The organism is Bifidobacterium sp. LH_424, assembly GCF_056356895.1.
Genome location: NZ_JBKEVC010000004.1, coordinates 26,923 through 40,246, shown reverse-complemented (window position 1 = coordinate 40,246; position 13,324 = coordinate 26,923). Strand labels below are relative to the sequence as shown.

Sequence of the window (13,324 nt, the reverse complement as noted above, 5' to 3'; positions counted from 1 at the left end):
ATGGCATACCGTTCCCGCACACACCGCAAGGGCAGCACGGCGTACCCACGCAAACGGATGCTGTGGAAGGACATCCGCATCACCCTGCGCAAATCCAAAGGCCGGTTCCTCTCCATCGTGAGCCTCATGGTCCTCGGTTCGTTCGCGCTCGTCGGACTGTTCGTCACCGGACCCGACATGCGCATTACCGGCACCGACTTCTACGACCGCCACGACCTCGCCGACGTCACCGTCATCAGCGACTACGGGCTGAGCCGCGACGACGAGAGGATCATCCGCACGACCGACGGCGTCGCACAAGCCGAATTCGGCTACTTCAAGGACGTCGTCATCCGGAACTCGAACCACAGCCTGCGCGTCTATTCGAAACCCGACACGGTCTCCACCTACGAGGTGATCGAAGGCCGCCTGCCCGAACACGCGAACGAAATCGCGCTCGACCGGGCGGAACGCGACACATACGCGGTCGGCAGCACCATCGGACTCACCGAACGCCCCGACATCGCCGGCGACACCGTGCTCACGCGCGACAGCTTCACCGTCGTCGGATTCGTCGACGCCAGCGACACCGTCTCCAACCTCAACATGGGCCAATCCACCGCCGGCACCGGCGAACTCGACGGCTACGCGGTCGTCACGAAAACCGTATTCGACTCCGACGTGACGATGATCGGACGCATCACCTTCCGCGACACCCGCGGCGTCGACTATTGGACCGCCGACTACCGCGACCGGGTGAACGCGCACAAGACCGCACTGACCAAGCGGCTCGCCAACCAGCCAGACGCGCGCGCCGCCTCCATCCGCGAAAACCGACGCGCGCAGATCGACAAGGCGCAACGCAAGGTCGACGACGCCAAGCAACAGCTCGCCGACACGCAGCAGCAACTCGACGACGCGAAAACCCAGATCGAAGACGGCAAGGACCAACTCGCCGACGGCACCATCCAAGCCGCCGACCAGGCGTCCTCCGCCGTGGCCGAACTCGCCGGAGCGACCGCCCAGATCGCCTCCGCCGACTCCCAGCTCGACGCCGCGCAGACCGCGCTCGCCGCCAGCGCACAGCAGCTCGGCCAAGGCCAAGGCAAACTCGACGAATCATGGACCGAACTCGTCCAGGCGAAAAGCCAACTCGACCAGGCACGCACCCAGCTCGACGCCGCCAAAACCGTGCTCGACAAGATCGGCGCGCTCCTCGCGCAATGGGAGTCGAGCGGACTGACCGGCGGTGCGTACGACAGCGCCGAAGCGCAATACGACAAGGCGCTCGCCGCCTACAACGACGCCGCAGCGCAGTACAACACGAAACTCGCCGCCTACAATGACGCGCTCGCACAATGGAACGATGGGGCGTCGCAGCTCGAACAAGGTTCGCAGGCATACCAGAGCAACGCCGCAGCCATCGCCGACGCGCGAAACCAGCTCGCCGACAAGCAAAGCGAACTCGGCACGGCCGTCTCCACGTTGGCCGACAGCGGCTCCGATGGGGCAGAGACGGGATCCGGCGTCTCCCAGCTCGTCGAAGGCCAACGGCGGATCGAGAAGGCGCAGGACGAGTACGACGCGAGATTCGCCGAATTCAACGCCGCCAAACCCGCGGCCGAGAAGAAGATCGAGAAAGCCGAACATGACATCGCGCTCGCCCGCGAGAAGGTGGACACGCTCGAAGTACCCGCCTACTCGATCGACGGGCGGCGCGAGGGACTGACCTCCGAGGGCTACCGCGTGTACGAGATCATCGCGAACATCGTGGAGAAACTCGCCATGATCTTCCCCGTGTTCCTCTACCTCGTGGCCGCGCTCGTCACCTTCACCACGATGGGCCGCATGGTCGACGAGGAACGCGTCAACTCCGGCACGCTCAAAGCCCTCGGCTACGGGAACGCGGACATCCTCGGGAAATTCGTGTTCTACGGGTTCACCGCCTCCACGATCGGCACCGTCATCGGCGTGATCGCCGGACATACGCTGTTGCCGCTGATCGTCTACCACGCCTACGACAGCGGCTTCACGATGCCCCGCATCCGACTGGCGTTCCATCCCCTCGTCACCGTGGCGGCGTTCCTGCTCGCATGGGCGAGCGCCATTGTGCCCGCGGTACTCGCCGCGGCCCGCGAGCTGCGCGACAAGCCGGCGGCCCTGCTGCTGCCCAAACCTCCGGCGAAAGGTTCGAAGATACTCCTCGAACGCGTGGGATTCATCTGGGGCAGGCTCAACTTCACGCGCAAGGTCACCGCGCGCAACCTGTTCCGCTACAAGTCGCGCGGGCTGATGACCATCCTCGGCGTGGCTGGCGCGGTCTCGCTGCTCACCGCCGGACTCGGCGTGCAGGCGTCCATCGGCCAGATCGGCGAACGGCAGTTCGACGAGCTCATCCACTACGACCTCATCGTGGCCGAACGCGCCGACGACAACCAGCAGGAACGCAAGGCCGTGGCCGACGCGATGCGTCGTGACGCCGTGGAATCCTCCACCCCGATCAGATACGAGGAACTCACCAAAACGGCGGGCGAGGAGCACGACAAGCAGACCATCACGTTGCTCGTCACCGACGACGCCTACAACTTCGGCGACTACCTCACCCTGCGTTCGCGCGTGGGGCACAAGCCCCAGGTGCTCACCGACCGCGGGGCGGTGATCTCCGAACGCATGGCGGACATGCTGGGCGCGGACGTGGGGGACACGATCACCGTCACCGACGCCGAAGGCGTGGACCGTCAGGTGCGCGTGGACGGCGTCAGCGAGATGTACATCGGGCATTTCATGGTGATGACCTCCGGCGGATACGGCCGCACGTTCCACAAGACCTACCGGTCGAACGCCTACATGGTCCGGCTCAAGGACGGCGGCATCGGCAATGCCGGGCGTCAGGGTGCCTCGTTCATGAACGTGGACGGCGTCAGGGGAGTGGTGCAGAACACCACGATGAAGAACCAGGTGGCCACGATCGTCGACTCGCTCGACCAGATCATGGAGGTGCTGATTCTCGTGGCGGGGCTCCTCGCCGTGGTGATCCTCTACAACCTCACCAACCTCAACGTGTCCGAACGCATACGCGAGCTGTCCACCATCAAAGTGCTCGGCTTCCACACCAACGAGACCACGATGTACATCTACCGGGAGACCATCCTGCTCTCCGCGATCGGCATCCTCGCCGGATACGGAATCGGCGCCGGCCTCCACCGGTACATCATCACCGAGGTGCCTCCGGACGAGGTCATGTTCGACCCCGCGCTCGGATGGGCGGCGTTCGCCGCGCCCTTGGTCCTCATCGCCCTCGTGCTCGCCGCGCTCGGGCTGGTCGTCTACCGCAGGCTGCGCGACGTGGACATGCTCGCCGCCCTCAAGTCGGTGGAATGAACGGGTCCGGGCGATTATGCCGAACCAACGCGCGATCAACGCGCGATCAACCACATCGGAACGAATCACACATCGGAACGAATCATGAGATACACGCACAAGATAGATTTCCAATCGCATTACCTGCCGCCCGCATACCTGGATTTCCTCAAACGCCATCACCCCGGGGACCCGGACGGTTACCCGACGCCGGACTACTGGAACATGGACTGGCAGCGCGACAAGATGGAGTTGCTGGGCATCTCCTACGCACACCTGATGCTCTCCTCGCCGAACATCTGGATGCCGGACGCCTCCGAATGCCTCGGCCTGGCACGGCGCATCAACGATCAGGGTGCCGCGATGGCGGCCTCCGACCCCTCGCGTTTCGGCCTGATCGCCACGTTGCCGCTGCCCTACGAGCGTGAATCCGTGGCCGAGGCGAGGCGCGCGATGGACGAGCTGCATGCGGACGGCATCGGATTGACCACCAACCATCACGGATGCTATCTGGGCGATTCCCGTCTCGACCCGCTGATGCGCGAACTCGACGCGCGCGGAGCCCTGGCGATCATCCATCCCACGGCGCCGGCCGCACACGTGCCCGGCGCATGCGAGGGGCTGTCCCTGCCCGCGTTCGAATACTTCGTGGAGACCACGCGCGCGTTCGCCAACATGGTGATGAACGACACGTTCGTCAGATTCCCGGACATCACATGGGTGCTGCCGCACGCCGGCGCGTTCACGTCGATCCTCGCCGACAGGTTCGAAAGCTTCGCGTTGATCCTGCGCATGAACGACCCCGACCACCGCGCCGACTTCAAGGAGGCCATGGCCCACGTGTACTTCGACGTGGCGGGATTCAGCGAGCCCAAACAGCTCGCCGACCTGCTGCTCGACGTGCCCGAATCGCACCTGCTCTACGGATCGGACACGCCTTATACGCCGATCGAGGCGTGCCTCGGACAGGCGCGCGCGTTGGAGGAGACCGACAAGCTCACCGACACGCAGAAAAGGACGCTCTTCACCGGCAACGCGCTCGCCGTCAACCCGCGGTTGGCTTCGATCCCGGCCCTTGCCGAAGCCGCGCGCGAACCGTCGCCGGCCGCCCGGGACAAGATCCTCGTCCGATCGGTCGCGGCGGCCGGCGATGCCCCGCGTCCGCGCCCCGGCCGTCGCCATTGGATGGAGCGTCTCCGCCATCGGCTGTTCTCCGAACGTCACGTGGCGTTGCCGGTCCCGGTGCCGCCGAAGGCCGCGCAACTGGCCGTGAGACATACCGTCGCCGAGGAGAGGGCGTTGCGGTTCGATCTCGACGCCTCGGACGATCCGAAGCTCGCGGACCGGTACGTCGTGTATGTCGCATCGCCCGTCGGCGAGATCGTCATTCCGGTGATCGTTGTGTTCGATGACGCCGGCAGGACGACGTTCCACGGCAAGGCGAAGGTCATGGGCCTCGTCGCCGCATATCATGACGGACGCCGCGTGGCCCGGGATACGGGGACGACGGAAGACGCGGAATACGCCTTCGACATCCGTGTGCGGCTGCCCTTCGGCCCGCTGGACGTGCATCTCGACGTGACGATGGACGAAGGTTCCGGCAAGGTGCGCGGCGTCGCGACGGCTCCCCACCGCAGACCCATGAGGCTCACCGGGAACCGGATCGCGGAGATTCCTCCGACATCGTGATCTCCATTGCTCCCGCATGGACCCGCCGGAGGCATGCGGCCCCGTTGCCGGTCCATGAGGTCCCGGGTCTTTCGGGTCTTTCACCGCGCCACCCTTGTCCTGCTTGGCCTCTTATATATAACTGCGTTTTGATATGTCGACATCGGCCGGATGGCCGTGCAGAGGGAGATCGGGAGGGACGCATGGCGAGAAGCACGGGACATTCCCGTCCGGTGATCAAGGACGTGGCGCGTCTCGCCGGCGTCTCCGCGCCCACCGTCTCCCGCTACCTCAACGGCACGGTGAAGGTCTCCGAGGAGAAGCGCGCGCGCATCGCCAAGGCCATCGAGGAGCTCGGCTACGAGCCGAGCGTCGTCGCACGCGCCCTGTCCAACCGGGAGATGGACACGGTGGTCGTGTTCGCCGCCAACCCGGAGGCCTTCTCCACGTCCGAGACCAATCACGGCGTCGAGAAGGCGGCGCGCGCATGCCGGTTCCTCATGAACATCGTCTCCCTGGACGAATCCGACATGGACTCCGTCGAGGCGCGCGTCAGGATGGGCCTGTCCGTGCGTCCCGCCGGCGCCATCGTCTACCAGTACGACCGCGCCGGCATCAAGGCGCTCGACTACCTGCCGAAGGACCTGCCGCTGGTCGTCGTCGGCGGCGGATTCGGCGACGCCGACCGGCAGATCGTCAACGCGGAACGCGAGGCCGGACGATGGATGACCATGCACCTGCTCGACCTGGGGCACGAGACCGTCTTCCACGTGACCCGTCCGAAAGGCCCCACCGACAACACGCGCACCGACGGTTGGCGCGACGCGCTCGAGGAACGCGGCGCCGCGATCCACGAGCCGATCGTCGTCTCCCGTGATCTGGAGGAGGCCGCCGCGGCCGGCCGCGCGCTGGGGGAGCGCGACGACGTGACCGCCGTCTTCGCCGGCGACGACGAGACCGCCATCGCCGTGATCCGCGGATTGAAGGAGAAGGAGCGCCAGGTGCCGGACGACGTGAGCGTCGTCGGATTCGACGACCGCAACTTCGCCGCCATGTGGTCGCCCGCGCTGACCAGCTACGGCCAGAACTATCTCGAGATGGGGCGGCGCGCCTTCCGCATGCTCTACGAGCAGGTGAAGGCGCGACGTGACGGCGTGGAACCGCCGCCCGCCCGCGTCGACGTGGTCGAAGGCCAGCCCGCGCTCCGCGACTCCGAGACCGAATACGTTCCCTGGCGTTGACACGCCGTCAAGCGTCGCGGCGGGCCGCGCCGCGGAAACGGTTAAAATTGGGTATTGACTTTTTCAGCAACTCGGTATATGGACAGCGAAACGCGGAGGACATAGTGCGACGCTACGCTGTCAACAGCAACTGACCCAAGTGGCGCGTTTCCGCGCGCCCGCAACCAATTGAGGTGATTTCGGTGACATTCAAAGCCCCGCTTGATCTCACGGTCCACGCTCCGGATGGAATGTACGACCCCTCCAACGAGCATGACGCCTGCGGTGTGGGCATGGTCACCACGCTCAACAAGCGCCCCGAACACAAGATCGTCAAGGACGCCATCGAGGTGCTGGTCAACCTCGACCACCGCGGTGCGGTCGGCGCCGAGGAGAACACGGGCGACGGCGCCGGCATCCTGATGAGCATGCCGGACGAGTTCATGCGCGCCACCGTGCCCGCCGAGCTGCCCGATGCCGGCCACTACGCCGCCGGCATCGCGTTCCTCGACCGCGACATCGAGACCTCCGGCCAGCAGGAGCAGGCCATCGCGAAGATCGCCCGCGAGGAGGGCCTCGAAGTCCTCGCCTGGCGCGTCGTGCCCACCAATCCCGACGGCCTCGGCCTGCAGGCGCTCGCCGCCATGCCGAGCTTCAAGACGCTCGTCCTGGCCGACCCGGAAGGCGGCCTCGCCGGCATCGAACTCGACCGCAGGACGTTCCGCGTCCGCAAGCGCGTCGAACACGAGGTGGGCGTGTACTTCGCCTCCCTGTCCGCCCGCACCATCACGTACAAGGGCATGCTGACCACCATGCAGCTGACCCACTTCTTCCCGGATCTGGTCGACGAGCGCATGAAGGCCACCGTCGCCATCGTCCACTCCCGCTTCTCCACGAACACGTTCCCGAGCTGGCCGCTCGCCCAGCCGTTCCGCCTGCTCGCCCACAACGGCGAGATCAACACCATCCAAGGCAACCGCAATTGGCTGTCCGCGCGCGAAGGCCGCCTGAGCTCCGAACTGCTCGGCGAGTTCGAGCCGCTGCTGCCGATCACCACGCCCGGCTATTCCGATTCCGGCACCTTCGACGAGTGCCTTGAACTGCTGCACCTCGCCGGCCGCTCCCTGCCGCACGCCATCTGCATGATGCTGCCGCCGGCCTGGGAGAAGAACGACGACCTCGACCCGGACCTCAAGGCGTTCTACGAGTACAACAACACGCTCATCGAGCCGTGGGACGGTCCGGCCGACATCGTCTTCACCGACGGCACCCAGGTGGGCGCCCTGCTCGACCGCAACGGCTTCCGCCCCGGACGCTGGCAGCTCACCGACGACGGCTACCTCGTGCTCGCCTCCGAGGCGGGCGTCCTGCCCGAGACCGAGCAGGAGCACATCGTCGCCAAGGGCCGTCTCGAGCCCGGCAAGATGTTCCTGGTCGACACGGCCGAAGGCCGCATCATCCCAGACGAGGAGATCAAGAAGTCCCTCGCCGCCCAGCACCCGTACCGCAAGTGGGTGGAGGGCAACTCCGTGGAGATGAGCGACCTGCCCGCCCGCGAGCACGTCAACCACTCCGGCCAGTCCGTGCAGCGCCGCCAGCGCGCCTTCGGCTACACCGAGGAGGACCTCAAGATCGTCCTCACGCCGATGGCCAACACCGGCAAGGAGCCGCTCGGCTCCATGGGCAACGACACCCCGCTGCCCGCGCTCTCCAAGCGCCCGCGCATGCTCTTCGACTACTTCCACCAGAAGTTCGCGCAGGTGACCAACCCGCCGCTCGACTGGGAGCGCGAGGAGATCGTCACCTGCCTCGAATCCGCGATCGGCCCCGAGCCGAACCTGCTCGCCGATTCCGAACTGCACGCGAAGAAGATCCTCATCCCGCTGCCCGTCATCGACTCCGACGAGATGGCGCAACTCAAGCGCCTCGACAAGGCGCGCATCCTCGGCGGCTACTACCGTCCGTACGTCGTCAAAGGCCTCTACCAGGTGGCCGGCGGCGGCGACGCCCTCCAGGAACGCCTGGACGAGATCTTCGCCGAGATCGACGAGGCCATCGACAACGGCAGCAACTTCATCGTGCTGTCCGACCGCGACTCCAACCACACGTGGGGCCCGATCCCGTCGCTGCTGCTCACCTCCGCCGTGCAGCACCACCTGCTGCGCCGCCACACCCGCACGCAGATCTCCATGGCCGTCGAGGCCGGCGATGTGCGCGAGATCCATCACGTGGCGCTGCTCATCGCCTACGGCGCGGCCTGCGTGAACCCGTACCTCGCGTTCGAATCCGTCGAGAACCTGTCGCGCGAAGGCTACGTGAAGGTCGATCCGGCCACCGCCGTGAAGAACCTCACCAAGGCCCTCTCCATCGGCGTGCTCAAGATCATGGCGAAGATGGGCGTCTCCACCATCATGAGCTACCGCGGCGCCCAGCTGTTCGAAGCCGTGGGTCTGAGCCAGAACGTCGTCGACGAGTACTTCACCGGCACCACCACCCGCGTGGGCGGCGTCGGCCTCGACGAGATCGCCGAGGAGGTCGCCTCCCGCCACCGCGTCGCCTATCCGAACCAGTGGACCGCCTCGCCGCACCGCAACCTCAGGACCGGGGGCATCTACAAGTGGCGTCGCACCGGCGAGGACCACCTCAACGATCCGGAGGCCATCTTCCTGCTGCAGCAGTCCACCCAGCGCGGCGACTACGGCATGTTCAAGAAGTACACGCACCACATCGACGACACTTCGAACCGTTTGATGACCCTGCGTGGCCTGATGAAGTTCAACCACAACCGCAAGCCGATTGACATCTCCGAGGTCGAGCCGGCCAGCGAGATCGTCAAGCGCTTCTCCACCGGCGCGATGAGCTACGGCTCCATCTCCCAGGAGGCACATGAGACGCTCGCCATCGCCATGAACCAGATCGGCGCGCGCTCCAACTCCGGCGAAGGCGGCGAATCCGACGACCGCATCGAGGATCCGCTGCGCTACAGCCGCATCAAGCAGATCGCCTCCGCGCGCTTCGGCGTCACCTCCGACTACCTCGTGCACGCCACCGACCTGCAGATCAAGCTCGCCCAGGGCGCCAAGCCGGGTGAGGGCGGCCACCTGCCGGGCGCGAAGGTCCCGCCGTGGATCGCGACCGTGCGTCACGCGACGCCGGGCGTGGAGCTCATCTCCCCGCCGCCTCACCACGACATCTACTCCATCGAGGACCTGAAGCAGCTGATCAACGACGCGAAGATGGCGAACCCGAAGGCCCGCGTCCACGTCAAGCTCGTCTCCGAGTTCGGCGTCGGCACCATCGCCGCCGGCGTGGCCAAGTGCCATGCCGACGTGGTGCTCATCTCCGGCTACGACGGCGGCACCGGCGCGGCCCCGCTCAACGCGATCCGCCACGCGGGCACTCCGTGGGAGATCGGCCTGTCCGAGACGCAGCAGACGCTGATCCTCAACGGCCTGCGCTCCCGCATCGTCGTCCAGTGCGACGGCGAGCTCAAGACCGGCCGCGACGTCGTCATCGCCGCCCTGCTCGGCGCCGAGGAATTCGGCTTCGCGACCGCGGCGCTGATCGTGGAAGGCTGCGTCATGATGCGCGCCTGCCAGAAGAACACGTGCCCGCAGGGCATCGCCACCCAGGATCCGGAGCTGCGCGCCCGCTTCCGCGGCAAGCCCGAGCACGTGGTCAACTTCTTCATGTTCATCGCCGAGGAGGTGCGCGAGATCCTCGCCCAGCTCGGCTTCCGCACGCTCGAGGAGGCCGTCGGCCACGTCGAATGTCTCGACCAGGACGAGGCCATCAAGCGCTGGAAGGCGGACGGCATCGACCTGACCAACGTGCTCAAGCAGGCGGGCCCGGTGCCCGGCACCATCCTGCATAACACCGAGCCGCAGAACCACGAGCTGGAGAAGGCGCTCGACAACCGCCTCATCGAACTCGCCCAGCCGGCGCTCGAGAAGAAGGAGCCGGTGCGCATCGACGTGCCGATCCGCAACGTCAACCGCACCGTCGGCACGATGGTCGGCTACGAGATCACCCGCCGCTACGGCGCCGCCGGCCTGCCCGACGACACGATCGACATGACCCTGCACGGCTCCGGCGGCCAGTCCATCGGCGCGTTCATCCCGCGCGGCGAGACCATCCGCGTGTACGGCGAGGTCAACGACTACGCGGGCAAGGGCCTGTCCGGCGGACGCCTCATCGTCCGTGCCGAGGACGGCGTCACCTTCGACCGTCACGAGAACGTGATCGCGGGCAACGTGACCGGCTTCGGCGCCACCTCCGGCGAGATGTTCGTCGCGGGTCGTGCCGGCGAACGCTTCGCCGTGCGCAACTCCGGCGCGACCTTCGTGGTCGAGGGCGTCGGCGACCACGGCTGCGAGTACATGACCGGCGGCACCGTCGTCGTGCTCGGCCCCACCGGCCGCAACTTCGGCGCCGGCTTCTCCGGCGGCAACACGTACGTGCTCGACCTCGACATGAAGCAGGTCAACCCGGAGGGCGTCGAATCCGGCGCGCTGCTGTTCGAGCCGCTCGACGCGGAGACCTCCGACCTCGTGCGCGCGCTCGTCAAGAAGCACGCCGAGGAGACCGGCTCCGAGTTCGCTGCCTCGCTGCTCGAGAACTGGGACGAGAGCGCCAAGCGCTTCACGCACGTCGTGCCGAAGCACTTCATCGCCATGGAGAAGGCCATGGCCGACGCGGAAGCCGCACACATCGATTTCAATACGCCCGGCACCTGGGAGCAGGTGTACGAGCACGTCATGGAAGGAGCGCGCTGAACATGGGCGACCCGAGAGGATTCCTGAAAGTCCGCACCCGCCGCGAGTTGGCCGAGCGTCCGGTCGAGCAGCGCATCAAGGACTGGTTCGACGTGCACGCCGAATCCGGTCTGCAGTCGTGGACCACCGAACAGGCGGCCCGCTGCATGGACTGCGGCACCCCGTTCTGCATGACCGGCTGCCCGCTCGGCAACCTCATCCCCGAGTGGAACGACCTGGTCCGCCAGGAGCAGTGGGAGGACGCCTACCAGCGTCTGAGCCTGACCAACAACTTCCCGGAAGTGACCGGCCGCATCTGTCCTGCCCTGTGCGAGCAGGCGTGCGTGCTCGGCATCCACCAGCCGCCGACGATGATCAAGAACGACGAGTGCACGATCATCGACCAGGCATGGGATCTCGACTACGTCAAGCCGATGCCGCCGCAGCGACTCACCGACCAGACCGTCGCCGTCGTCGGCTCCGGCCCCGCCGGCCTCTCCGCCGCGCAGCAGCTCACGCGCGCCGGCCACACCGTCGTCGTCTACGAGAAGGACGATGCTCTGGGCGGCCTCATGCGCTACGGCATCCCGAACTTCAAGCTCGAGAAGACGCTGCTCGACCGACGCGTCAAGCAGATGGAGGCCGAAGGCACCCGCTTCGAGACCGGCGTGGAGATCGGCAAGGACATCAGCTGGGACGACCTGCGTGACCGGTACGACGCGGTCGTCGTCGCCATCGGTTCCCGCGTGCCGCGTGACATGAAGATCCCCGGCCGCGAGCTCGATGGCATCCACTTCGCGATGGACTTCCTGCCCGACGCGACCCGCCGCATCTACGGCGCTCCGCTCGAGCACGACATCACCGCCAAGGACAAGCACGTCATCGTCATCGGCGGCGGCGACACCGGTTCCGACTGCCTCGGCACGTCCATCCGCCAAGGCGCGAAGGACGTCACCGTGCTGCAGATCATGCCGAAGGAGCCTTCGACACGACCCGACAACCAGCCGTGGCCGACGTTCGCGCGTCTCTATCAGAAGACCACGTCGATGGCCGAGGGCGGCGAGTACCTGTACTCCACGGATTCGGTGAACTTCATCGGCTCCGACGAGGAGCAGGAGCGTATCCACATCGAGAACTCCACCACCGCGGAAGGCTTCGTGGCGGACGAGCACGGCCACGTGACCGGCCTCAAGGTCGTGTCCGTCGCGCCCGGCGAGAACGGCCCGTTCACCCGACAGCCCGGCACCGAACGCGTGCTGCCCGCCGATCTGGTGCTCATCTCCGTGGGCTTCCTCCACCCGGACACCACGACCATCGTCGACCAGCTGCCCGTCGAACTCGACAAGCGCGGCAACATCGCCCGCGACGACAAGTTCGCCACTTCGCAGGACGGCGTGTTCGTGTGCGGCGACGCCGGCCGAGGCCAGAGCCTCGTCGTGTGGGCCATCGCCGAAGGCCGCTCCTGCGCGGCCGCCGTCGACGAGTACCTGTCCAGCGAGCACACCAGCGAGCTGCCCGCCCCGATCAAGGCGAGCACCAGGCCGATGATGCTGCCCCGCTGATTCTCAAGCGGTCAGGGACGTGTATGGTCTCCTATGTCTGCGTCGCAGATATAGGAGACCTTTCGCTTTTCGGAGACATCGGAGACAAGGGGGATTCTCATCCACATGTCCGTCCACGTGTGATGTCGGTTCCGAAAGCCTCGGTCAGATGCTCGTGACGGACACGTTCGTACCGGATAATCGGAACGGCAAACCGAATGAAAAAGCCGTGGATTGTGTATCATGTTGTTGGGATACCGCGGTTTTCGAACTGTGTTCCCCGCATACGCGGGGATGATCCCGTGTTCCAAGGCGCCATTACCTTGAGTGAATCGTGTTCCCCGCATACGCGGGGATGATCCCTTGGCTAGCACGCCCTCGATGCCTTCGGCCTGGTGTTCCCCGCATACGCGGGGATGATCCCTGTCGATAAGTTCCTTGGTGGCCTTTTCCTGTGTGTTCCCCGCATACGCGGGGATGATCCCGCACGTCGTGTTTCGTGATCCTCCATCGCTTCGTGTTCCCCGCATACGCGGGGATGATCCCGTCATCAAATGGTTCCAGGACCTGTACGGCCGGTGTTCCCCGCATACGCGGGGATGATCCCCGGATGAGCGACCAGCAGATCCTGCAACGCGTGTGTTCCCCGCATACGCGGGGATGATCCCCACACGCGTGGCGCGGCGTAGAACTCGGCGGTGTGTTCCCCGCATACGCGGGGATGATCCCGCAGGCCTCGGACAGATCAACGTGGAGGTGAAGTGTTCCCCGCATACGCGGGGATGATCCCCTCCGAATCGGA

General features: G+C 66.1%; 5 protein-coding genes and 1 CRISPR repeat array (1 of these 6 cut by a window edge). All 5 genes read left to right on the top strand.

Annotated features, from left to right (window positions below; genetic code table 11):
* The 5 genes from AC1AYP_RS05120 to AC1AYP_RS05100 all read left to right on the top strand — a co-directional run bounded on the left by AC1AYP_RS05120 (position 1) and on the right by AC1AYP_RS05100 (position 12,543).
* Complete coding sequence (locus AC1AYP_RS05120; RefSeq protein WP_476547055.1) at positions 1 to 3,360, top strand: ABC transporter permease; 3,360 nt, start codon at positions 1 to 3, stop codon at positions 3,358 to 3,360.
* A gap of 84 nt (positions 3,361 to 3,444) precedes the next feature.
* Positions 3,445 to 5,028, top strand: a complete 1,584-nt coding sequence (locus tag AC1AYP_RS05115) for an amidohydrolase family protein (protein WP_476547053.1) — start codon at positions 3,445 to 3,447, stop codon at positions 5,026 to 5,028.
* A gap of 182 nt (positions 5,029 to 5,210) precedes the next feature.
* Positions 5,211 to 6,248 carry a LacI family DNA-binding transcriptional regulator gene (locus AC1AYP_RS05110; protein ID WP_476547051.1) on the top strand — a complete coding sequence of 346 codons (1,038 nt, stop codon included), beginning with the start codon at positions 5,211 to 5,213 and terminating at the stop codon, positions 6,246 to 6,248.
* A gap of 182 nt (positions 6,249 to 6,430) precedes the next feature.
* Positions 6,431 to 11,002 (top strand): glutamate synthase large subunit, encoded by a 4,572-nt coding sequence (gltB, locus tag AC1AYP_RS05105; RefSeq protein ID WP_476547049.1) that lies wholly within the window; start codon positions 6,431 to 6,433, stop codon positions 11,000 to 11,002.
* 2 nt (positions 11,003 to 11,004) lie between these two features.
* Positions 11,005 to 12,543 (top strand): glutamate synthase subunit beta, encoded by a 1,539-nt coding sequence (locus tag AC1AYP_RS05100; protein WP_476502407.1) that lies wholly within the window; start codon positions 11,005 to 11,007, stop codon positions 12,541 to 12,543.
* A gap of 252 nt (positions 12,544 to 12,795) precedes the next feature.
* Positions 12,796 to 13,324: direct repeats of the CRISPR family, unit length 29 nt; unit sequence GTGTTCCCCGCATACGCGGGGATGATCCC; it runs 4,686 nt beyond the window's last position.